The organism is Myxococcus sp. MxC21-1 (assembly GCF_032612255.1).
GTDB lineage: Bacteria > Myxococcota > Myxococcia > Myxococcales > Myxococcaceae > Myxococcus > Myxococcus virescens.
In genome coordinates this window covers 6,316,246-6,338,288 of sequence record NZ_CP123278.1, presented here as the reverse complement: position 1 = coordinate 6,338,288, position 22,043 = coordinate 6,316,246, and the positions used below count along the sequence as shown (strand labels likewise).

Genomic DNA, 22,043 nt, shown 5'->3' with positions numbered 1-22,043 from the left:
CCGGGGCAACGCGGAAGAGGGGAGGGCCTGACGTGGCGGACAGCAAGGTGAATGCGCCCAGCAGCGCGTACAAGGCCATGTTGCCGGACTGGCAGCTGGTGTTGGACTTGATGGGCGGCACCCGGGCCATGCGCGAGGCAGGGGAACGGCACCTGCCCAGGCACCCCCGCGAGACGAAGCGGGAGTACCGGGCGCGGCTCAACCGCACCTTCCTCTTCAACTTCTTCTCCAAGGTGGTGGGAAGCCTCGCCGCCAAGCCCTTCGGCAAGCCTGTGCGGTTGGGGGATGCCTCACCCCAGGAGTTGCGCGTCCTGACGGATGACGTGGACCGGCAGGGGCACGACGTCACCGCGTGGGCGCGCCCTGTCTTCGCGGACGGCCTGGCGAAGGGCTTCACCCACTTCCTCGTCGACTTCCCCGAGGTGGACCCGAAAAAGGTGCAGACGCTGGAGGATGAGCAACGCGCGGGCGCCAGGCCGTACTTCGTCCACATTCCCGCCGAGTCTCTCGTTGCCGCCTACGCCGAGGTGGTGGACGGCGTGGAGCACCTCACCCACGTGCGCATTCACGAGTCGGAAGTGCGCCGGAAGGGCTACGACGAAGTGACGGTGCAGCGCATCCGCGTCTTGGAGCCGGACAAGTGGGAAGTGTTCGAGCGCACCGAGGACAACGCGTGGAAGTCGGTGGCGAGCGGCACGAACCAGTTGGGCTTCATCCCCCTCGTCACCTGGTACGCCGGGGAGCGCAAGGGGCTCATGCAGACGCGCCCGCCGCTGTTGGACTTGGCCCACAAGAACGTCGAGCACTGGCAGTCGTCCAGTGACCAGCGTCACGTCCTCACCGTGGCGCGCTTCCCGATGCTCGCGGCCTCGGGCATCACACTTCCGTCCGGTGGAGAGGGGCAGGGTGACGACGGGCCGAGCGAGAACAGGGGCAAGCTCACCATCGGCCCGAGCACGCTCCTCACCACGGAGAACCCGCAGGGGAAGTTCTACTACGTGGAGCACACCGGGGCGGCCATCGCGGCGGGCCGGCAGGACCTGGAGGACCTGAAGGACGAGATGGCAGCGCTCGGCATCGAACTGCTCGTCAAGCGCTCGGGCACGCCTACGGCCACCGAGACGTCCATCAACGAGGCGAAGAGCCAGAGCGAGCTCCAGGCCATGGCGGAGAGCTTCGGGGATGCGCTCGAGCTGGGCTTTCACTATGCGGCCAAGTGGCTGAAGATTCAGGTGCCGGATGCATCGCTGAAGGTGCAGGTGCACACCGACTTCGGGCTGACGGAGCAGGACAAGCAGGACCTGGACGTCCTCTTTAAGGCCCGGGCGGCGCGGGAGATTTCCCGCGAGGCCTTCCTCGGCGAACTCAAGCGCCGCGGCGTCCTCGCGCCGGACTTCGACGCGACCTTGGACGCGGAGAGCCTGGGGGCGGAGGGCCCGGCCCTCGGCACCTTCCGACCGGCGCCCTCTGCGCTCGGAGCGGGGCGCGCCCCTGGAGCCGGTCAGGTGCCTGGCGCTGGTCCAGTTGTTCCGGCTGGAGGTGCCGCGTGACGTCCGTTCGCCTCGACAGGAGCTGGGAGGTGCAGCGCAATGCCGAGGGGCGCGTCGTCCTCGTCCTGGACGAGAACTTCCGCTACGGCGAAGAGCCCGACGGCGGGCGGTTCGCGCGTACCTCCATCACCCTCGCCGAGCCCCTGGGCCGAGACATCTGGGCGGCCATCCACGAGCAGCGGGACACCGTCATCGAGAAGTCGCTCGAGGATGGAGCAAGGGTGGAGGGCGTCGCGGTGCCTGGGGCAACCACACCTGACATGGCCGAGACGGAAGCTGCACCGCGGGTGAGTGGCCTGTTGCGCATCGGCGGTGCCCTCGTGGCCGGGCTCCTGGTGCTGGGGCTCACGGCCGCGCAGTCGTGCGCCCAGCGACGCTCGCAGGGCCCTGCGCCCCGTCCATAGTGGACGGGGGCGTGATGAAGAGGGACGGCGGACCCCGTCCTCACGCGGGTTGACGCTCAGAGCCCATGCTCTTCCGTGCTGTCGCCAGCATGACGTCTGTGCGTCCCGTGTTTTGGGCCCGATGGGCACCGGCGCGCGCGGCCTGCAACGCGCTGGGGGGAGGGGCATAGGTGGCCACCACCCGCCGCACAGCCAACGAGGAAATCCTCGAACAAACCATCGCGCACGCCGTCCAGGTGGAGCGCTACAAGGCGGGCACCGTCCGCCGTGTGGTGGAGCTGCTCAACGCCACGGAAGAGAAGCTCGAAGAGCAACTCGCCGTCCGCGTGGAGCGCATCGTTGCGGCGGGTGGCTTCGACGCCGGGCCGGAAACCACCGAGCGCCTGCAGGAGCTGCTGGAGGTGGTGGGCGGCGTGCGCGCCGAGGCATACGCCGCGGCGGCCGGCTTCCTCCGGGAGGAGCTGTCCGTCTTCGCGGCCTATGAGGCGCAGTGGCAGGCAGCCGTCCTCCAGGAGACGCTCATCGTCGAGTTGGGCGTGGTGGCTCCGTCCGCGGAGGTGCTGCGCGCGGCCGTCTTCGAGCGCCCCTTCGGCGGCGCTGTCTTCGAGCACTGGGTGGATGCACTCCAGCCGGCCGACCTGGAGCGCATCTCCCGGGCCGTGCAGGTGGGCGTCGTGGAGGGGCAGACGACGCAGCAGATTGTCCGGAACATCGTGGGCACCCGCGGAGCCTCGTACACGGACGGCGTGGTGGAGATGTCGCGTCGCAGCGCGGAGACGCTGGTGCGCACCTCCCTCAACCACACCTCCACCCAGGCCCGGGAAGAGGTGTACCGGGCCAACGAGGACATCATCGAGGAGGTGCGCTGGGTAGCCACGCTGGACGGGCGCACCACCATGGGCTGCATGGCCCTGGACGGGAAGACGTTCCCCCCGCGCGAAGGCCCGCGGCCGCCCAGGCACCCGGGGTGCCGCTCCTCCACCGTGCCAGTCATCAACGGCGTGAAGCTGGTGGGCGACAGGCCCGCCATCACCGACGCGCGCACCCGGCGCCAGCGGGAAATCGACTTCCGCGCCGAGGCGAAGGCCAAGGCGGGCGCGGCCTGGTCGGACATGTCCGAGAAGGAGCGGCGCGGTGCCATCGCCCGCGTCCGTGAGAAGTGGGCGCGGGAGAACATCGGCCAGGTGCCCAAGGGGCTGTCCTACGAGGACTGGCTGCGTCGTCAGTCCGCCAGCTTCCAGGACGAGGTGCTGGGCCCCACGCGCGGGCAGCTCTTCCGCAACGGCGGGCTCAGCGTGGAGCGCTTCACGGACGCGAGCGGGAAGACGCTGACGCTGGAGGCGCTCCGCGAGGCGGAGGCTGAGGCTTTCAAGAAGGCGAAGTTGTAACCGGCCCGTGAGGCCGAGAAGGGACGCGGTATGACGTTCGAGTGGCAACCGGAGTTGGACACGCTGGACATCGTCCCCGAGAAGTTCCGCGGGCTGTACGCGCAGGGCGAGGCCAAGGAGGGAGAGACGGCGAAGTTCCTCCTCGACGGCGACGTCGCGAAGCGGATGGACACGTCCACCCTGGCGAACACGCTGAAGAAGGAGCGGGACAACGCCAAGACGCTGAAGACGCTCGTGGCGGCCTTCGAGAAGGTGGCGAAGACGCCGGACGAGGCCGAGAAGCTGGTGGGGGACCTGCGTGGCCAGCTCGCGGAAGCGCTGAAGGCGAAGGACAGTGCAGGGGCCGCCGCGTGGGAGAAGCAGCGCACCGACTTGGAGACGACGCACACCAAGGCGCTGGAGGCGAAGGACACCGAGCTGAGCGGCATGCGCAAGGCGCTCCACGCCCACATGGTGAATTCGCAACTCACTGCGGAGTTGTCCGCGCTCGGTGCGTCTCCTGTCGATGTGCTTTTGGCATGGGCAGCACCCAACGTTAGAGTCGTGGAGGAAGCTGGTGAATTCTTGGTCCGGGTTGTCGACGCGCAGGGTGAGCCTCGCGAAAGCAAGCCGGGCAGCCCCATGACGATTCGAGAGTACGTCGCGGAGCTCAAGAAGGACCCTCGCTTCGCCCGACTCTTCGTTCCGTCGGGTACCTCTGGTGGCGGGATGCCTCCAGGGGGCAGCCCGGGAGGGATTCCCGGTGGTGGTCCTCTGACGCCTCTTCAGCGGTTGTCGAAGGGGTTGTCGGAGCGGAAGTAGCCCGTCGCGGGAGCGCGTGATGCGCCCCTGAGACAACCCGGGAGGGATTCCCGGCCGCAGTCACTCTCTCCAGCGTGAACCATGCCGACGGGTTTGGACCCGTGTTCCCGTGGCATGCCCAATGACTTTCTTCGTTCCCTCGCTCTTGCGAGGAGGAGCGCACTGGTATGGCTTCAATCACCCTCGCCGAGGCGTCCAAGCTGTCGCAGAACGACCTGGTCGCCGGCGTCATCGCCAACATCATCACTGTCGACCGCTTCTACGACGTCCTCCCCTTCGAGCCCGTGGAGGGGCCTGCCGCCGTCTACAACCGGGAGAACGTCCTGGGCGACGTGCAGATGCTGGGCGTCGGTTCCTCCATCACTGCGAAGGCGCCCACCACATTCACGCAGGTGACGAGCGCCCTGAAGCGCATCATCGGCGACGCCGAGCTCGACAACTTCGTGGAGGCGACGACGTCCGACACCTCGGACCAGCTCGCGCTGCAGGTGGCCGGCAAGGCCAAGGCCGTGGGCCGCAAGTACGCCAACCTCCTTCTCAACGGGACCGGAGCCAATGACGAGTTCGAGGGGCTTCTGGGGCTGGTGAGCCCGGGGCAGACGCTCGTCGCCGGGGCGGATGGCGCCGCGTTGTCGTTCGAGATTCTGGACGCGCTGCTGGACCGCGTCACGGCGAAGGACGGCAAGGTGGACTTCCTGATGATGCACGCGCGGACCATCCGCTCGCTGAAGTCGCTGCTCCGTGGGCAGGGCGGTGCCGGCATCGTGGAGACGCTGAAGCTGCCGAGCGGGGAGGAGACCATCGTGTACGAGGGTGTCCCCATCTTCCGCAACGACTGGATGCCCACCGACCAGACGCAGGGCACCAGCACGACGTGCACCAGCATCATCGCCGGGTGTCTGGATGACGGCAGCCGGAAGGTGGGCATCGCCGGCCTGCACGCGCGTAAGGCGATGGGCATTCAGGTGGTGGACATCGGCGAGTCCGAGGACAAGGACGAGTCGATTACCCGCGTGAAGTTCTACTGCGGCCTGGCTGTGTACTCCGACCTGGCGCTCGCCGTGGCCCAGGGCATCACCAACTAGCTCGGTGCAGCGTTGCGCGTGGCGGGGTGCCCGTTGGCGGGCGCCTTGTCATGCCGCACGTCCGAATGCGCGCCCGGCACGCCCGGGTGCTTCCTCTGTGGAGCGTGACATGACTGGAAACCGGAACATCGTGGATGTGGTGCTGGTGGGCCCGAGGGCCAAGGAGACGTGCAGCCTCGCAGGCTTCGACTTCGTCGATGGCGTGGCGCAGGTGCCCGCCGCTGCCATGACGGCCCTCAACATCCTGGCCAAGTACCACTCGGCCTACCCGCGCGGCTCTCGCGAGCACGAGGACGCCGAGGCGAAGTGGGAGCGGCGCAGCAAGGGGGCTGCGCAAGGCCAGGCCGACACCGAGTACCGGCCGCCCGGGAGCGCGAGCAGCGGCATGCCTTCGAGGAGGTGACGTCCGAACTGGACCGCTTGAGGGCCGAGCTGCGCACCGCGCAGGCGCAGCTGCGCGACGCGGTTGCGGCTCCGCCGGCCCCGGCGCCCGCTCCGCTCGAGGAGCCGCCCGCCGCGAAGGGCAAGGCCAAGGCGAAGGCGGAGTAGCCGGCACCCCCTGGAGACAAGCCCATGCCCTTCGACGCAACACCCAGCGGCCCGGCCGCGAACTCGTACTGCACGGTGGTGGAGGCGGACGCCTACCACTCCGCGCGCGGCCACAACGCCGCGTGGGAGTCCGCCACGCAGGAGGCGAAGGAGCGCCACCTCATGTGGGCTACCAGCCTGCTGGACACCCACTACGGCTACGTGGGCAGCCGGGCCGAGGCGGAACAGGCCCTGGCCGGCCCCGGCGCGGCGTCGTGCTGGACGGGGTGACGCTGCCCGCCACCGCGGTGCCGCTACGCGTGCGCGGGGCGACGGCGGAGTTCGCCTTCCGCCTCATGGGGGAGGACTGGACGGCCGGACTCGGGCCCATTGTGGACGAGGGCGTGAAGGTGGGGCCGCTGGAGACGTCTCCGGAGAGGCACGTGCCGATTCCGGAGCAGGTGGCCACGCTGCTGCGCCCATTCCTCCGTGGCGCCCGCGTGGGCGGCATCGGCACCGTGGGGCTTCTCCGAGGATGAGCGTCCAGGCAGACAGACTGGCCGCCAAGGCACTCGCGCTGCTGAAGCGCAACGGGCAGGGCGCCACCCTCACGCAGCGGACGACGGGGGCGTACGACCCGGCCCTCTCCACGGCGCCGGCAACCGTCACCACGCACGCGGTGCAGGTGCTGGTGCAGGCCGACAACGGGCACCAGGAGCTGGCGCCCGCCGGCACGGTGAAGGTGGGCCGACGCAAGTTGCTGGTTGCCGCGGCCGGGCTGTCGGTGACGCCGGGCCCCGGTGACGAGGTGGGGCCGCTGGAAGGGTGCACCTGGCGGGTGCTTCGGACGGACCCGCCGGTGCAGTTGCAGGGCACTCCCGTCCTCTACGTCCTCCGGGTGGCAGCATGAAGAAGACAGGCGCACGCCGAGGCAGCTTCAGCCAGCAGGTGCAGGCCTTCGTGAAGGTGACGGAGGAACGCGCCAACGCGGTGGTGCGGAAGACGGCGTTGGGCATTCTGGCCAACGTCGTCACCGCCTCGCCCGTGGACACCGGCCAGTTTCGGGCGAACTGGCGCGCGGGCGTGGGCGCCCGGCCCGACGGCACTCTGGATTCCACGGACAAGGACGGGGGCGCCACGATTACCGCGGCGAAGGAGGCGCTGGAGTCCGCCAAGCTGGGGGACACGGTGTACGTCGCCAACAACCTGCCGTATGCGCACCCGCTGGAGTTTGGCCACAGCCAGCAGGCGCCGAGCGGAATGGTGCGCGTTACCCTGGCCAACCTGCCTGAGATTCTGGGCGAGGCTGTGGGCGCGGCGAAGCAGGAGAGGGGGGACGGCACGTGAGCCCGCCGCTTCTCGACATCCCCCAGGCGCTGGAGCTGCGCGCGCGGGAGGTGCTGGCGCCGCTGCTGGGCGAGGGCAACCTCGCCTATCCCAACATCGTCTTCACCCCCACGCCGGGTGTGCCCTGGGCCCGGTTGGACTGCCTCCCGGCCCGGACGTCACCCGCCGGCGCCGGGGTGGACTCGCACACGCGGCGCCCGGGACTCTTCCAGGTGACGCTCAAGTTCCCCATCGGCGATGGCACCGCAGCCAGCCTCACAGTTGCCCAGGCGCTGTGCGACGCCTTCAAGCGGGGCACGCGGCTGGAGCGCAACGACACGGTGGTGAGCATCCAGTCCGCAGACGCAGGCCCGGGGCTGCGTGACGAGCCCTGGTGGGCCACGCCCGTCAGCATTTTCTGGTTTGTGCACTCGTTGGACTGAGCTGCCCCTCGCGGGCGGCAGGAGAAGAGACATGGCTTCAGCTTCTGGGCAGCGGACCGCGCTGCGCTTCGCACCGGAGATTGAGTACGGCGTGCCCAGCACGGCTTACTCGGTGCTCCGCTTCACCGACACCAGCCTCAACCTCGCGAAGGAGACGTACCAGTCCAACGAGGTTCGGGACGACAGGCAGACGGCGGACTTGCGCCACGGCATGCGCAGCGTGGGCGGCGACTTCTCCTTCGAGCTCTCCCGCGGCACCTTCGACGTCCTCCTGGCCGCCGCCCTCAGCGGCACATGGCGTGCAGTGACGACGGGCGCGGCCTCGCTGGAGGCGGAAGCGGACGCCTTCGTCCGTGACTCGGGCAACTTCCTCGAGGATGGCTTCCTCCCAGGGGACATGGTGGTGGCCTCCGGCTTCGCCGAGGCGGGCAACAACGGCCGGGCGAAGGTGGTGGCCGTGTCCGCGCTGCGCCTGGAGGTGGACAGGGCCCTCACCGTGGATGCGGCCGCAGCGGGGCGCACCGTGGCCCTGGTGGGCCAGCGCCTGGCCAACGGCACCGAGCTTGTCAGCTTCGGGCTGGAGCGGGCCTTCACCGACATCAGCCAGTTCATGCTGTACCGGGGCTGTGCGGTGGACAGCCTGTCTCTCTCCGTGACGCCCGGCGAAATCGTCACCTGCAGCATGTCCTTCCTCGGAAAGGACATGGTGCAGGCCACGGCCACCCACGCGGTGACGCTGACTCCGGCTGGCACCGGCAGCCCCTTCGACGCCTTCACCGGGGCGCTGTACGAGGGCGGGCAACGGGTGGCCAACGTGACGGCCGTGGAGCTGGAAATCGCCAACGGGCGCAGCGTCCAGGGCGTCGTCGGCCACAAGAGTCCCCAGGAGGTTCACGAGGGCGCCTTCGTCGTCACCGGCAGCATCTCCGCCTACTTCAAGGACGCCGTGCTCCTCAATCGCTTCATCAACGAGGAGGAGTCCAGCCTGGAGCTGCTCCTGGAGGACGTCAACGGGACGGACTTCCACCGCATTTACCTGCCACGCATCAAGTACACGGGCGGTGACGTCGACAACCCGAACTCGGGCCCCGTCACCGTCAGCATGCCCTTCACCGCGCTGCTGGATGCCACCTCCGGCGCCACCATCCTCTACCAGCGCAGCAACCCGTAACCGGCGCTCCCGCGCCTCCACCCGCTTCCCAGAAGGAGTAGCCCTCTATGACTACCGCCGCTTTCGACATCGGCAGCCTCCAGCGCAGCGACACCACCACCGTGGAGATTCTCCACCCCGTCTCCGGCGACGCGACGGGCATGAAGGTGGTGGTGCACGGCGTGGACTCGCCCACCTACCGCGAGGCGGACCGGGCGCTGCGCAACCGCCGCCTCCACAAGCTGCAGCACTCCGGCCGCGCCTCGAAGCTCACCGCGGAGGACACCGACAAGGACGGGCTGGAACTGCTGGTGCGCTGCACGGCCGCGTGGGAGGGCTTCCGGGAGAACGGCGAGCCGCTGCCCTGCACCAAGGACAACGCCCGCCGGGTGTACGAGGAGCACCCCTGGCTTCGCCGGCAGGTGGACGCCGCCGTCACGGACGCCGCCAGTTTTTTCGCCTCCTCGCCGAGCAGCTCCTCGGCTTCGCCCAGCACCAATTCCGACTGAGCAAGGCGGACGATTCCGGTGTGCCCCTCCGGGCGCACCTGGAGCAGGTGGCCAAGTCCACCGGCGAGGTGCCGGCCGAACTGGTGGGGGAGCACGAGTTGCCTGAAGCACTCGCTCACGTCTGGGAGTGGTTCTGCGAGCTGTCCAACGCCAGGGCGCCTGGGGCCTTCGCCTTGGCGCCCATCAGCTACCAGGACATTGAGGCGTGGGCGCGCCTCACCGGGGCACAGCCCACGCCCTCTGAGGTGGGACTCCTCCGGCAGCTCGACGACGCGTTCCGGGTGGAGATGACGCCGAAGCCGAAGAAGTGAGGGAGGCAGCGTGAATCCGGAAGCCCTACTTGCAGGATGCGGTTCGCTCGGTCCACTCCGAGTCAATCGTGTCCTGGCAGACGGTGTACGAGCAGGACTCTCCGACGTGTGCGCAGCACGCGGTGTCTCCGTCAAAGCCAAAACAGCTATCCAGTGGTACCCCCTTGTACTTCAGGAAATCATCCTCGGGTGCCCCTCGGGCAGCAGCATCCTTGCGCACCGATACTGGGGACGACGGCGCGCTCGTCGCCCGACGTGTTGGTTCAGCCGTGGGTGGTGTGATGGCTTGAGTGGGGGGCGCAGGCGGCGCCGGGATGGCAGGTGGTCTAGCGGCCACGACATCGGCCGCGAAGCCCTCCAGCATCGTCGTTGCCCGGGTCCAGGCAAAGTCGCCCGCCGTCGCGGTCTTCACACGGCCGAGTTCGTGACGGCGCCAGGCAGTGGCGCGGACTGTCCCGGGCTGGCCCGGAATTGTCACCGACCGCACGAGCGAGATGTCGACCAGGACGGCCGTCTCGGGGAGCGAAGGGTCAACGCGAATCTCGATGTGGAGGACGGGCTGGTTGCTTGCTGCACCGGCCCCCGCTGGGTTCACCGCGCGGACGGTTTGGCTGCCGAGAAGCGCTTCGACGCGTTTCTGCCATGCGTCCGCGGAGCCTTGCTGCACCGCCACGATGGAGGGCAACGACACCTGCACCGCAACGCCGTCCAGTCCGGCAAGGGCGGCGGGGGGCGTTGCGTCACCAGCAGCAGCCAGAGTGGAACTGAAAATGGCCAGTAGCCCGATAAGCGCGCGCATGCGGCCAAAGCCACCACACAACGCGTGGAGCGTTCCACTGGTCGTGTGTTCAGTGTGCTGGTCGAGACCACGTGCGTCGTGTGTGGGCCGTCAGATGGGGGATCGCAATGTCTAGTGGGACGGACCTCGCAACGCTTTCAGTTCGTATCGATACGTCCGACGCGAAGGCGGGCTCCGTCGAGCTGACGAGATTTAGCGCGGCGGCCGAGAAGACGGAGACAGTCACCAAGAAGACCGAGACCGCGACCGAGCAGTACTCGAAGAGCTTGGCGCGGATGGTGAAGGAGGCGAACGAGACGAACCAGGCGCTGGCCCGAATGAGGACCTCCATCAAGGACATGGAGGCGATGGGGGCCGCCGCGACTGCGTTCCAGGGCGCGTTGAAGGACGCCTCCGGTTTGGACGGCTTCAAGGCACGCATCGGTGCACTGGATGCCGCCGCGGTCAAACTCCATGCGTCCTTCGCGGACACCTCTGCTGTGAGCCGCTTCATGGGGGAGTTGGGGAAGGCCAGCACCCATCTCTCACGGATGCAGGTCGAGTCCTCCCAAGCCGCGACGTCTGTGCAGGACGTCAAACGCTCAGTTGAAGGAGTCGAGAAACCGGTCAATCGGCTCTCGCAGGAGCTCGGCGGCCTCGTGAAGTCGTTCCTTGGGCTTGCCGCTGTCATCGCCACGGTAATCGCCTCGCTCACGAGTGCCGCTTCAGAGGCGCTTGCCTTCGACACGGCCATGGCCCAGGTGAGTACCCTGCTGGAGGGCGACCAGGTCAACATGATGGGGGCCCTCGCCGAGCGCGCGCGCGAATTGGGGGTGGAGTTTGGACGAGCCCCTACGGAGCAGGTGAAGGCGCTCTACGAGGTCATGAGCGCCGGTGCTAGCGATGCTTCTCAGGCAACGGAGTTGCTTCGCGTCTCAAACAAGCTGGCCATTGGCGGTGTCACGGAGGTGGGGGTTGCTGCTGACGGACTCACATCGATCATGGCCAGCTACGGCTCTCAACTCCGGGATGCCACAGAGGCCTCCGATGCGATGTTCGTGAGCGCTGCGGATGGCAAAACGTCCGTTGAGCAGATTGCGAGGCACATCGGCAAGCTGGCGCCCATTGCTTCGCAGACGGGCGTGTCGCTCCAGGAGTTGCTTGCCGCGAACGCTGCGCTCACGAAGGCCGGCATCAAGACGGAGACGGCGATGGAAGGGATGCGAGCCATCCTTGCCCAGGTTGCCAAGCCGTCGAACGAGGCCCGGGACCTGGCGCGTGCCCTCGGCATCGAATTCAACACGGCTGGGCTGAAGGCGCGGGGCCTCGCAGGGTTCCTGGAGCACCTCAAGGTCCAAACGGGTGGTAGCACGGAGTTGCTGGCCAAGCTGGTAGGTGGTGTGGAGGCGCTGCTGCCCGCAATGACGCTGACCGGGTCCAGCGCTGGCGACTTCGCCACGTCGTTGAAGAACATGGAGTCGGCAGCAGGACGCACCGAGGTCGCCTTCAGCAAGATGGCCCAGACGCCTCAGTTCGCCCTGGACCAACTGAAAGCGAAGTTCGACGACCTCGAAATCGCGGTGGGGCAGGGGCTCCTGGCGCAGTTGATGCCCGGCATCGAGATGCTCTCCAGCAACTTCACCACGCTGTCGAGTTCAGCTGGCGCGACGGCCCAGGCCGTGGGGATTCTCCTGGCAGCCAGAGGCGGCGCATGGGCGGCTGAATGGGTGAAGAGCGCCGCTGCGAAGGCATCGGCACTGGTCCAGAGCCGGCAGGCGACAACGAATGCGGCGCTCGCAGAAGCCGGCTACGTCAAGGCAGTCAACGAGAGTTCCCGGGCTGCGTTGCGGAACGCTGCCGTCCAGCTTGAGGCTCGCCAGTCCTCCCTCCAGCAGACGGCGCCCTTCATGCGGGCCGCACATGCCCAGGCCGCGATTGCCGCGAATGACAACGCGCTGGCGCAGGTGCGCGCCGCGCAAGCGATGTACGGAGCTGCGGGGGCCGGTCGCGTGCTCCAGGGGGCCATGGCCGCGCTCGGTGGGCCCGTTGGGGTTGCCATCACCGCGATTGGCCTGCTGACGGCGGGAATCTCCGCCTACATCTCCAAGGCAGAGGAAGCTGCTGTGAAGGCCCGGGAAATGGGTACAGCCGCGGCGACCAGCGTGGGCAAAGGTGCATCCATCGTCTCTGCCTTGCTCCAACAGACTCGTGCGACAACCGATGCTGCGAAGTCCGCGCAGGCGCTGTCTATCGCCCGGAAGGAGCTTGCTGCGCTCGGCGGTGACTACCAAAGCCTGATGACCGACGAGGTCAAGACCGCAGAACAGGCGCTGGCCATCTTCGAGAAGGTGGCCACGCATGAGATGGAGCTCAACCAGGCTCGTGTGAAGGGCATCGAGGCTCGGCTCCAAGCCGAGGAAGCGTCGTTCCGCACAAAGATTCGGCTCAAGGAGCGGATGGACGAGGACGACCCACGCCTCGACAATGTCGTGAAGGCGTATGAAAGGGGGAATTGGGCGCCCAAGATCATCAAGACCCTCCGGGAGGACCTACAGGCCGCCACGCAGGATTCGGCGGAACTGGAGAAGGCGCTCGCGCGCGTCAGGGAGGCAGCCGCGAAGGACCCGGAGGGCGAACAGCGAGCGGCGGATGCCGCTGCGGCCACCGCGCGCGCTCGCGAACAGGAGGCGGAGCGCCTCCAGAACGAGGAAAAGGCCAGGGAGGAACTGGCGAAGTCCGCTGCGAGGTATCTGGCGAAGCTCGAGGAAGAGGCGGCTACGCTGGGGCTCGCGCGAGATGGGGCCGAGAAGCTCACGGCTGAGTACAAATCTCTGAACTACGCGCAGCGGCTAGTAGCAGACGCTGCACTTGAGAAAATTGCAGCGTTTGAGGCGAAGAAGAAGGCCGACGAGGAAGCCAAGAAAAAGGCGGAGGAGCACGCGCGCGCCCTTGAGCAACTGAATCAGCAACTCGGGGACGCTGACGCGGACCGAATGGCCAAGGCCGTGGAGGCACTGAACGCCGGCTTGGCTGCGGGCACCATTAAGGCGGAGGAGTATGGAGCAAAGCTCGCGAAGGCCCGCTCCCTCTGGACGAAGGAGGGGAAGGAGGAGGCTCAACTGGTGAAGGACCTGGAGCTGCTCCAGAAGCAGCTCAACCCACTGGAGGAGGTGCGGAAGCGCGTCGAGATGCTGAACAAGCTGTTGCAGGACGAGCGCATCAGCATGGAGACGTACCAGAAGGAACTGGTGCGCCTGCACCGGCAGATGAGCGACGGTTTCTCCATTGCCCAGGACGCAGTGGGCTTCGCTGCCCAGCACATGGAAGACGCCATCACCACCTTCGCCACCTCCACGCAGTTCACCTGGCGCGGCATGATTGACGGAATGCTCAAGGACCTGTCGCGGCTCCTGGCCCACAAGGCCTTCGTGGCCCTGGTGGACATCGGAACCACGGCTCTCCTGGGCGGCATAACGGGGGCGAGCTTCAGCGCGGGAGGAGCCACTGCAGGAGCAGGCGTCGCGGCGGGCAAGTCCGCGTTCGACATGTCCGCGCCCGCCGTGATGAAGAGCGGCGCGCCCTATGCGGACGGCGCGGCGAAGCTGATGGTGCCGAGCGCGCCGGCGAGCACCGACACGTTCCCGGCCGGCGCCGTGCCGCCCATCAACGTGAACGTGCACGTGCACCAGGACGGCTCCGTGAGCGCGGACGTCCAGGCGCCACGCGCTTCGGAGGAGTCGCGACGCCTGGGCCAGCACCTGGGCGGAGCTGTCCGCAAGGTGATGCTGGAGGAGATGCGGCCCGGGGGATTCGTCTACGACTTCGTCAATCGGCGGAGGTGAAGAGCGAGAGCCGCTCAAACTTCTCATTAGCGGATGGGAGCATGTGCGGCGCTTAGAATGTCAAGCTGAAGATGCTCGGTAATTGGCGGTCATTTCGCAACGATTGCTCCGACATCGCATTGCCTTTGGTATCCCCAGGTAAGCTGTCTATGCTGGACGCCTCAACCCGAGCACCAAGGAGAGACTCCATGAAGAGGCCAGTGGTTCTGATTTTGAGTGCAAGTGCGATGCTTGTTGCTGCTGGTTGCGGGCCGGACATGCCTGAGGAGATGGGTGAAGGCCATGTGGCGCAGGAGCAGTCGGTCGTTCCGGGGTGCTCAACGAGCGTTACGCCGCCTTACATAATTTACGATTCCACGACTGGTTTGCCTCGCCATGCTGCGGCAACCGCTACTGTTGTGTGTGATTCGGTTCAGACCGCACTTGAGGTCGCGGCCAAAATTCAATACGTCGCGACGGGCCGGGCGGCGTCCCGTGGATCGACGTGTTACAGTGCAACAACATGCACGGCCGAGGTTCGAGACGGCTACATCTCTGGTGTGTATGAGTCGCGAGGCACGTCCGCCAGTGGAGGAAACACGGCAGTTGTATCGGCATCGCTGTAGCGGGGCGTGAGAGATTATTCGTTGCCGCATTGGGAGCGGGGCCGTGTCGAGCCGGGCTCGCAAGGGGCTCCTCCGGCGGGAGCTGCGCTGAAGGAGCCCCTCAATGCTCGCGGACGTCCAGGCGCCTGGTGCGAAGGAAGAGTCGAGGGCGATGGCCCGGCAACTCCAGGCCACCGTACTCAAGCTGATGGTGGAGCAGCTCCAGCCCGGCGGCGTCATCTACAACCACAACGAGAGACGGCGGCGGTAGGGGCAAATCTGACCCCTACCTGAGTGGGTGGTGCCCCGCGGTGACGTCCTGTGCCGCATCGCTATAGTGCGGCACGTTGCGGCCTCTTTGCTTTCGGTGATGCAAACGCACACGAGCGGCTGGCCGGCATGGGCGCCCGCTACACGCTCGGCTGGTAAAAATACGACGGCCCACCCCAGTGTGTCGGGGTAGGCCGGGTATTTTCTATGCGATTCATCATCAGTCCATTGGACCGTCACGACCATCCGAGGTGGGTCGCTGTATGGGCGCCATCATCTATTTGATTCATAGCTCGCACGCACGCGTCGGCGCGCAACGCAAACTGCGGTCTAAGTCTTCGCCCACACCGCGCATGTCCACTTGAGGTCATCGCTCTTCGCGCGATTGTTTTGCCAGTGGAGGGGCTGGAGGTTGGCCAAGGCGTCCGATCCGCCCAGCGCAACGGGGTAGATGTGGTCCACCTCCCATCCGTACTCCGAGTTCGTGTTGCCGTATGCATCACGTTGAATCCACGCCCCGCAAGTATCCTTGCGGAACACGCGAGGGTCGTTGCCCGGAACAATAGTTGCCTTTTGCCAGACAGCCTCAATTTCACTTACTGAGAACGTCCCTCCTGACTGATTTGTATTGCTGTTTCGATTACCGATTCTGAGCACCATGTGTTGATCCTCCTAGCTGTCGCGATGTGCGACAGTGGGGGAGTTGTACTGACGAAATCCGACATGTGAAATCGCCTTGTGGTGAGGGGTGAAAGTGACTCAGAGTGCGGTCGCCTACGTGTGTCCTGTCTGGCTTGTGCAGTCTTCATGGAGGTGCCTGCGCGGGAAGGCTTCTTCCCTCCTTTCCGCGCAGGCCGGCGCTGGACGTCAGTGCCGCGAGAGCATCACCGCCGGGCCCTTGCGGCGTGGGAGACGTGCAGCCCTGTGAGGCGGATGGTGCCACCGGCAGGGGCCTTGCGCCGGTTGGGGGCCGCCTCGACTTGCGTGGCTGGGCACGGCACCCTTCTATCTGCCGCGAGCCGGGTGACAAGGCACGCGGCGGCCTACCCACCACGGAAGCCTCCGCGTCCGTGACTTATGCGTCTGCTTTATCTGCGCTATCACGTTTTGCGTGAAGCTGTGGCGCCGCCAGTACTTCGTGAGCGTGTCCCTGCTGCTCGCCCTTGGCGGCTGCGGCTCGGCCACCGTCAGCGCCGTGGGCGCGAAGCCCTCGGCGAAGTGGGTGGGCCCGAGCATCCCGAGCCCAGCGGGCGGGACGGTGCAGACGACCATCTACTACGGCCCCTGGCTGTGCAGCGCCGCGTTCATGGCGCGCTGTGAGCGTCGGTGCGTGGCCGAGGGGCGAGCGCCCTTGCTGGGCTGCATCTGGCTCGCGGACATCAAGGGCGACTGGCAGGGGCGCTTCATGGCGCTTCCGGCGGCGGCGGGTGGACGCCTCGCCGTCACCCACTGCTGCTGCGACTACCCCAAGGTGCCGGACCTCAAGCATCGGCGCGAGACGTGGGAGGACGCACGGAAGACGTTCCGCAGGCAGTGGAGCTCGGAGTTCGGGGACTGGCCGAAGTCGGAGACGGCGCATTGGCCTGGCCATCACATCTTCGACCTGGCGCACGGGGGCGCACCGCTGGCTCCCGACAATGTGATTCCTGTGCCGCCCGGCGTGCATCACGTCATCAATAGCGCCTACCCGGCTTGTTACGACGCTGCCGGCAAGTGGCGAGCCGTGGGGCCGGAGCGGCCCTACGTGGACTGAGGCGGCCATGCCCATCGACTCCCTGCTCGCCGAAGTCTCGCGGCACCACTTCCCCAACGCTCCCGCGACGCCTGCCCAAATCGCGGAATTCGAGGCTCGCGTGGGGTGGAAGCTTGACGCTGACTTGCGAGCCTTCTACCTCCACTGCGACGGAGCGGCGCTCTTCGAGCCTGTCCCCGACGCGGACTATCGGATTCTCCCGCTGGCGGAGATTCGACGTGCGCGTGTCGCCATCTTCGGCCGCGACGAGGACGCCTACGGCTCACCGTCGCTGTACGCCCTGGTCGACATGCAGGACACCAACTACGTCGTCGTGGACGTGGAAGCGAAGGCTCCCATGTACCCGCTGTTCGACGCCTTCCATGAGACGTTCCCGAAGGTGGAGCAGATTGCACCGACCTTCGAGGATTTCCTTGCCCGGGCGCTGAACAGCGGCGGTCGCTCTTTCTGGCTGGAGGAGTAGGCGCGCCACGGGACGCCTGCCGTCCGTTCCCGACACGGGCGTCCCGGCATGTGGATGGCGGTGCCGAGCAAGGGACGGCGGTGCGTCCGATACTCCACCTGCACAGGAGCTCTGGGTTGAGTGGGGCCCGAACAGGGCGTCCTCGGCACCCGGGGCGCAATTGACACCTGGGCGGCACCACGTGCTGCATTCGCGTTTGTGCGTGGGACAAGTATGCTCTTCCGTATGGCACTTGGAGAAGAGTGGACGGAGTGGCACCTGACCCCGAGAGGCTGGGAGAAGGGAAGCTTTCAAATTGATGGGCAGCCAAGCACTTCCAGGCCCATCCCTACAGACCGAGTCGTGACGGCTCGATATTGGAACGCCGTCGACGCCAAGAGGTTTGGTATTGTCGAGAATGTAAAGGATACATGGGAGAGTGACGACAAGCCGCTGGTGCATCACCTTCGGCAGAAGTTTGGGCCCCCGCCAGAGAAGCTATAGCTCCTGTTGTTGAGGGGATGCGCTGTTCGGCCAATCAACGGGAGGTTCGGGCGGCACACCTGCTGATGGACTCAGTCCACGCGCGCAGTGACAATTCCGCCATGGAGCGATTCCCCTTCAAACCGAGCTGGGGTGCCCAGCTTGAGAGCCAGCCTCGGGTGAGGAAGGCCCAGTTCGGCGACGGCTACTCCCAGCGCTCGGAGGACGGAGCTCGCGGACTCCTCCAGCGTTGGTCTCTCCAGTTCACCGCCCGCCGAAAGGAAGAGGCAGACGCGGTGGACGCCTTCCTCCGTGCGCACCGCGGAGTGGCCGCCTTCGAGTTCGTGGTGCCGGACAGCGCCTGGGGCGTCACTGGCCAAGCGTTCGGCATCGGGGACGGGGTCAGGACGCAGTTCCTCCTGCAGCGCCCCCTTGCCCCGGACGCGACGGTGGGCGAGCTGGTGCCCGCCGTGGGGTGGGAGTCCCCTCCGCTCGTGTACCGCGCCGGGGTGCTGTTGGCGGCAGGGGCCGACTACGCGCTGACGCCCTCGGGGCTCGCCACCTTCACGGCCGCGCCGCCCGTCGGCGCCCAGCTCACCTTCACCGCGGCGGGCGCCCAGGTGCTGCGTGTCGTCTGCGAGCGGTGGACCACCACGATGAAGGGCTTCAACGCCTACGACGTCTCCGCCGAGTTCCAGGAGGAAGCAGGGTGAGGGCTGGGTAGATGTGGTTGTCTATATGCGGCTATTTATAGGGGGCTTGGTCGTTTTGCCTTGCCGATTCGGCTGTTTCAATTGTCAATGAGCGATGTCTTTATGCCGGGGGCGGTTTCGAGGTCTTGCTAGAGTTTCATCAGGAAGAAGACCCGTGTGAATGGAGGCATTGAGGGGGCTTTAAGCGTATATCCGTTAACCTTGTGGTTGTGGCTTTTTTCGGATAAATAGGGGCCGCCGCCTCCATGCCGGCCCTCGCCACCACCGGGGGTGGTTGTTAGGTCAATGTAGTGGTCGTGGGTTGCCTCCCCCCCCGTCGTCCCGACATCATCGCTAGAGCGGGTTCCAAGAGGAAGTCGCTCTATCAGATCTGGAGTCCCGTTGGTTCCATCGCAGAGAGCCCATCCATCAGGAATGATTAAAGGGAAAGGCTCCATTGCCAAGTTGTTGAGGTCATTCGTCACAGGCGCGTTGTTGGACGACGCCAAAAGCGCTTGGTCGGACTGCGTTGGATGCCAAGCAATAATCGTCCCCCGAGGAACTCCATTCGGTGATGATATGACTGGTGGTTGGTCTGGTCTCAACAGAGCTCGGGTTTTTGGAAATGAAATCAAGGTGTGCCAGTATGAGGTGATTTTTGCCGATACTGGTCCTTTGGTTATGCCGATGCTTCCAGTTGATAGGGATGTCAAAAAGCTGTGGACCCGTTCGAACCCAGTCAGGATTAGTGGGTGGGGCGGAGTAATTCCCCCTGCGGTAATTTCGCACCTGACGTCTACTGTTGTGCTTCGAAGGAGATCCGTTTGCTCGCCGGAAAGAGAACCTCGGACAGCGAGTGCCCTGAATGCAGTCTCAAAGGCAATGCGCTTTTGTTGTTCGAGGGATGTGATGCTCCCTCGGACCGCAATGCGGAAGCCGTAGTTTAGAGTTGAAATGTAGTGCGTTCCATAGTCCTGTGTGAACTGATTGAGCCGGTCGATTTCGTCTGCTATCGATTCCGAATTCGGAGGCGTGTTCCATTGCGGTGGATTGGTGAGTTCAATTGAGTCGCCATTGCCGATCCACTCAATGATTGCATACATGGTGCGCGACATTTTGCGCTGGCGGGATGCGTAGTCGTATGCCGCGCCGGCGCTGCCGAATCCAAGGCTTGTTCGAAAGTAAATATTTAATATGCGTGCCTCTTCGTGATTTGAGGATGATTCGAAAAATTGCGTGCTTGTGTTTGTGATGTCAGGGGTCGTGGTGCTGTGCGGGGCGGGAGTTGGTTGTGTAATATTGTTGAATGCGGCTATTGGGGCACGGCGCGGATTGATTGGGTCGTTGAGTATGATGCCTGTCCCAAGATGGAAGTCAGAGCCGATGCTGAGCGTGAGGGGCAAGTCGTGTGTTGGCTTTGTGATCCAGTGTGTGCTCATGGTCGCCTTGTCGTGGGCTTTGGGTGGTGCGGTTTATGTCGGGTCACGGGTGTGGTGGTTTATTTTTTTTGGCGGTGTTGTCTTCTTTGCGTTGATGTGGGCTGCTGTTGATGAGATGTGAGATGTTGAAGGTGGGAACTGTGCTGCGGTCTGCTGTCCATCCCGTTTGCTCGTGCCGTATGTGCTGGTGGCACTTGCCCCTTGGATTGTGTCCTCTCCTGCCGCGAAAAAGGGGCGAGGCTTCGACAGCGGGGCTTTGCTGGAACGGTTACTCGTCTTCTATGCGACTCGCGGACATTGGGGACGCGGCATGAGCATCGCCGAGGACATTCAGAAGCTGGAGCCGGGCGCCCTCGTGGAGCTCTTCATCCTGGATGCCACCACGCTGCCTGGCGGGGGCATCAGCTACTTCCACGCCGGCACCAACGGGCTGGGCGGGCCAGTGGTGTGGCAGGGCGCGGAGTACCAGCCCTGGCCTGTGGAGGCGCGGGGCTTCGAGAAGTCGGGTACGGGGCGCCTGCCGCGCCCCACGCTCACCATGGCCAACGTGGTGGGCACCATCGGTGCGCTGGCCCGGGACTTCAACGACTTGCTGGGCGCGCGCGTCCTCCGCAAGCGCACCTTCGTCCGCTACCTCGACGCGGTGAACTTCCCCGGCGGCGTCAACCCTGCCGCCAGTCCGGTTGAAGCCTTCCCCGATGACGAGTTCGTGGTGGACCAGAAGACGTCCGAGTCCAAGCACTTCATCGAGTTCGCGCTCGCGGCGCGGTGTGACTTGGACGGCATCCGCATCCCGCTGCGCGTCATCACGCAGATGTGCGGGTGGGAGTACCGGCAGGAGGGCTGCGGCTACGCGGGCCCGCCCGTGGCGAAGGTGGACGACAGCCCGACGACGTCGCCAGCGGAGGACCGGTGCGGGAAGCGGCTGGAGAGCTGCAAGCTGCGCTTCGGGGAGACCGCCGTGCTGCCCTTCGGAGGTTTTCCCGGGGTTGGCTTGCTCCGATGAGAGAGTTCTCTTTGAGCTACTTAGCCGGCTTGGGGAAGGGTGTTGGTCACTAGTACTCCCGTTAGGCATCGAAGCGTCTGATGCGGTGTGAATGCATTGGGGTAAAAATGACCCACGTGGGTGAGATCGGAATGGTTGCACATTGGGATTCGGTCATGTTCAGTTTGCCCGCAATCGTTGCTCCGGGGGCAGTTGTTGAACATAGACCGAATTCGCGTTGACCATCTGCTGCATACCATCGGGCGATTGGGACGTAGGGACCTTGAAGTTAAGGAGATCATCGAGTCGTTAAAAGCGGATCCCAAGAGTATAGTCGCCAGGAGGAATGCCCTTGAGATCGTCCGGCAGCTTGATCCCAGGTCACTGAAGCGATTGAGCAAGTTGTGGACCGCCTATGGGCGGCAGTCGCTGTTCCTGTTCAAGGTTCCCGCGCTGGCCGAGTGGGCAATTGGCGATGTGAAAAGCTCTGTGCTTCAAGGGTTGGGGCCAAGCGGGATCGGCGCCAAGGATCTGCGAAGTGGGGATGGGACCTTGCACGAGGTCGTGTACCGGGGTGGTCGGCATTCCGCCCAAAGAGCGGGAAGTGGGGATGGCCATGATCCTGAGTTACCACGGGAGCGAGTTCATAAGATTGGTTTCGAAGGATCGAAACTTGTGGCGATTGTTCGAATCGTGCGGTCGATAACGGTCGTGCAGGAGGACGAAGAGAGAGAAATTGATGTTACATATGATGTGCAGGTTGTCTCCGATCTGGAGTCGGAGGCGCGACTCACGAGAGTGTTTGGAGCCCAGACAGATGGTCGGAAGTCACTTAGGACAGTGTTGCGGTTTCTGGGTTTTGATGTGCCAGAAAGGGGACGTGGCGTACCTAGATACATGCAAGCTGTAGTGCTCAGTGAACCACGACTGCGGGAGTTTGCGCTGAGCGAAGGATGGGAATGGGTTGATGTCAGCGGAGATGACGGTGTTGGGAATCTGGGGCGCGTTGGGTACTCGGGGAGGACGTCGAACCCCTTCAAGCGCAACCCGCTAGATGAGGATGACGAGCGAGTTCAGTTGCAGGACCAAATGGAGAATGAGTCGCGAACGTATAACTTCACGCTCACGCATGATGACGACGACTTCAGAGAGCTCAGCGAGGTCGAATTTCTCTTTGGTCATCGCCAGACCCGACTTGGGTTCCCTCGTCGGGCCTCACGAGCCGCCATGGAGCACGTGATTTCGCGGGTTTACGAGCATGTCGCTTGACCGTATATAAT

25 protein-coding genes are annotated in these 22,043 nt (G+C 65.3%); 22 read left to right on the top strand and 3 right to left on the bottom strand.

Features of this window, described 5'->3' with window-relative positions:
- Window positions 1–32 precede the first annotated feature (32 nt).
- From QEG98_RS27945 to QEG98_RS27875, 15 genes are all read left to right on the top strand, one after another.
- Window positions 33–1,550 (top strand): DUF4055 domain-containing protein, encoded by a 1,518-nt coding sequence (locus QEG98_RS27945; RefSeq protein WP_316563465.1) that lies wholly within the window; start codon window positions 33–35, stop codon window positions 1,548–1,550.
- Entirely contained in the window at window positions 1,547–1,954 is a 408-nt protein-coding gene (locus QEG98_RS27940; RefSeq protein WP_316563464.1) for a hypothetical protein, read from the top strand. Before QEG98_RS27945 ends, QEG98_RS27940 begins: the two co-directional genes overlap by 4 nt.
- Before the next feature lie 170 nt (window positions 1,955–2,124).
- Window positions 2,125–3,342, top strand: coding sequence for a minor capsid protein (locus QEG98_RS27935; RefSeq protein WP_316563463.1), 1,218 nt, complete (start codon window positions 2,125–2,127; stop codon window positions 3,340–3,342).
- A gap of 30 nt (window positions 3,343–3,372) precedes the next feature.
- Window positions 3,373–4,143 (top strand): hypothetical protein, encoded by a 771-nt coding sequence (locus QEG98_RS27930; protein WP_316563462.1) that lies wholly within the window; start codon window positions 3,373–3,375, stop codon window positions 4,141–4,143.
- A gap of 167 nt (window positions 4,144–4,310) precedes the next feature.
- Window positions 4,311–5,228, top strand: a complete 918-nt coding sequence (locus QEG98_RS27925) for a major capsid protein (RefSeq protein ID WP_316563461.1) — start codon at window positions 4,311–4,313, stop codon at window positions 5,226–5,228.
- 109 nt (window positions 5,229–5,337) lie between these two features.
- Window positions 5,338–5,631 carry a hypothetical protein gene (locus QEG98_RS27920; protein ID WP_316563460.1) on the top strand — a complete coding sequence of 98 codons (294 nt, stop codon included), beginning with the start codon at window positions 5,338–5,340 and terminating at the stop codon, window positions 5,629–5,631.
- Window positions 5,628–5,777: a hypothetical protein gene (locus tag QEG98_RS27915; protein ID WP_316563459.1), complete on the top strand. Its 150-nt coding sequence runs from the start codon at window positions 5,628–5,630 to the stop codon at window positions 5,775–5,777. The genes QEG98_RS27920 and QEG98_RS27915 overlap by 4 nt, the downstream gene beginning before the upstream one ends.
- A 24-nt stretch (window positions 5,778–5,801) precedes the next feature.
- The gene (locus QEG98_RS27910; RefSeq protein ID WP_316563458.1) at window positions 5,802–6,047 is read left to right on the top strand and encodes a DnaT-like ssDNA-binding protein; all 246 of its coding nucleotides are present in this window, start codon (window positions 5,802–5,804) and stop codon (window positions 6,045–6,047) included.
- Window positions 6,032–6,295, top strand: coding sequence for a hypothetical protein (locus QEG98_RS27905; RefSeq protein ID WP_316563457.1), 264 nt, complete (start codon window positions 6,032–6,034; stop codon window positions 6,293–6,295). Before QEG98_RS27910 ends, QEG98_RS27905 begins: the two co-directional genes overlap by 16 nt.
- Window positions 6,292–6,666 (top strand): hypothetical protein, encoded by a 375-nt coding sequence (locus QEG98_RS27900; protein ID WP_316563456.1) that lies wholly within the window; start codon window positions 6,292–6,294, stop codon window positions 6,664–6,666. The genes QEG98_RS27905 and QEG98_RS27900 overlap by 4 nt, the downstream gene beginning before the upstream one ends.
- The gene (locus tag QEG98_RS27895) at window positions 6,663–7,103 is read left to right on the top strand and encodes an HK97 gp10 family phage protein (RefSeq protein ID WP_316563455.1); all 441 of its coding nucleotides are present in this window, start codon (window positions 6,663–6,665) and stop codon (window positions 7,101–7,103) included. Before QEG98_RS27900 ends, QEG98_RS27895 begins: the two co-directional genes overlap by 4 nt.
- Window positions 7,100–7,525: a phage tail terminator-like protein gene (locus QEG98_RS27890; RefSeq protein WP_316563454.1), complete on the top strand. Its 426-nt coding sequence runs from the start codon at window positions 7,100–7,102 to the stop codon at window positions 7,523–7,525. Before QEG98_RS27895 ends, QEG98_RS27890 begins: the two co-directional genes overlap by 4 nt.
- A gap of 31 nt (window positions 7,526–7,556) precedes the next feature.
- A complete protein-coding gene (locus QEG98_RS27885; protein WP_316563453.1) occupies window positions 7,557–8,696 on the top strand; it encodes a phage tail tube protein in 1,140 nt (379 codons plus the stop codon).
- 47 nt (window positions 8,697–8,743) lie between these two features.
- Window positions 8,744–9,184, top strand: coding sequence for a hypothetical protein (locus tag QEG98_RS27880; RefSeq protein WP_316563452.1), 441 nt, complete (start codon window positions 8,744–8,746; stop codon window positions 9,182–9,184).
- A gap of 20 nt (window positions 9,185–9,204) precedes the next feature.
- Window positions 9,205–9,495, top strand: a complete 291-nt coding sequence (locus QEG98_RS27875; protein WP_316563451.1) for a hypothetical protein — start codon at window positions 9,205–9,207, stop codon at window positions 9,493–9,495.
- Window positions 9,496–9,520: 25 nt separating this feature from the next.
- Here QEG98_RS27875 and QEG98_RS27870 read toward each other — a convergent pair whose 3' ends face one another.
- Window positions 9,521–10,294 (bottom strand): hypothetical protein, encoded by a 774-nt coding sequence (locus tag QEG98_RS27870; RefSeq protein WP_316563450.1) that lies wholly within the window; start codon window positions 10,292–10,294, stop codon window positions 9,521–9,523.
- A gap of 107 nt (window positions 10,295–10,401) precedes the next feature.
- Here QEG98_RS27870 and QEG98_RS27865 point away from each other — a divergent pair, with 107 nt between their 5' ends.
- Together QEG98_RS27865 and QEG98_RS27860 are read left to right on the top strand one after the other, a co-directional pair.
- Window positions 10,402–14,115 carry a phage tail tape measure protein gene (locus QEG98_RS27865; protein ID WP_316563449.1) on the top strand — a complete coding sequence of 1,238 codons (3,714 nt, stop codon included), beginning with the start codon at window positions 10,402–10,404 and terminating at the stop codon, window positions 14,113–14,115.
- A 708-nt stretch (window positions 14,116–14,823) separates the two neighbouring features.
- On the top strand, window positions 14,824–14,970 hold the full coding sequence (locus tag QEG98_RS27860) for a hypothetical protein (RefSeq protein ID WP_316563448.1): 147 nt from the start codon (window positions 14,824–14,826) through the stop codon (window positions 14,968–14,970).
- 329 nt (window positions 14,971–15,299) lie between these two features.
- On the opposite strand, the gene QEG98_RS27855 is transcribed toward QEG98_RS27860, so the two are convergent.
- The gene (locus QEG98_RS27855; RefSeq protein WP_316563447.1) at window positions 15,300–15,629 is read right to left on the bottom strand and encodes an HNH endonuclease signature motif containing protein; all 330 of its coding nucleotides are present in this window, start codon (window positions 15,627–15,629) and stop codon (window positions 15,300–15,302) included.
- A gap of 451 nt (window positions 15,630–16,080) precedes the next feature.
- On the opposite strand from QEG98_RS27855, the gene QEG98_RS27850 reads away from it, so the two are divergent.
- The 3 genes from QEG98_RS27850 to QEG98_RS27840 all read left to right on the top strand — a co-directional run bounded on the left by QEG98_RS27850 (window position 16,081) and on the right by QEG98_RS27840 (window position 18,360).
- Complete coding sequence (locus QEG98_RS27850; protein WP_316563446.1) at window positions 16,081–16,722, top strand: hypothetical protein; 642 nt, start codon at window positions 16,081–16,083, stop codon at window positions 16,720–16,722.
- A gap of 7 nt (window positions 16,723–16,729) precedes the next feature.
- The gene (locus QEG98_RS27845; protein ID WP_316563445.1) at window positions 16,730–17,185 is read left to right on the top strand and encodes an SMI1/KNR4 family protein; all 456 of its coding nucleotides are present in this window, start codon (window positions 16,730–16,732) and stop codon (window positions 17,183–17,185) included.
- 584 nt (window positions 17,186–17,769) lie between these two features.
- A complete protein-coding gene (locus QEG98_RS27840; RefSeq protein WP_316563444.1) occupies window positions 17,770–18,360 on the top strand; it encodes a phage tail protein in 591 nt (196 codons plus the stop codon).
- A gap of 128 nt (window positions 18,361–18,488) precedes the next feature.
- On the opposite strand, the gene QEG98_RS27835 is transcribed toward QEG98_RS27840, so the two are convergent.
- A complete protein-coding gene (locus QEG98_RS27835; protein WP_316563443.1) occupies window positions 18,489–19,778 on the bottom strand; it encodes a hypothetical protein in 1,290 nt (429 codons plus the stop codon).
- 310 nt (window positions 19,779–20,088) lie between these two features.
- On the opposite strand from QEG98_RS27835, the gene QEG98_RS27830 reads away from it, so the two are divergent.
- The gene (locus QEG98_RS27830) at window positions 20,089–20,784 is read left to right on the top strand and encodes a phage minor tail protein L (protein ID WP_316563442.1); all 696 of its coding nucleotides are present in this window, start codon (window positions 20,089–20,091) and stop codon (window positions 20,782–20,784) included.
- 372 nt (window positions 20,785–21,156) lie between these two features.
- Window positions 21,157–22,032 (top strand): hypothetical protein, encoded by an 876-nt coding sequence (locus tag QEG98_RS27825; protein ID WP_316563441.1) that lies wholly within the window; start codon window positions 21,157–21,159, stop codon window positions 22,030–22,032.
- Window positions 22,033–22,043 lie beyond the last annotated feature (11 nt).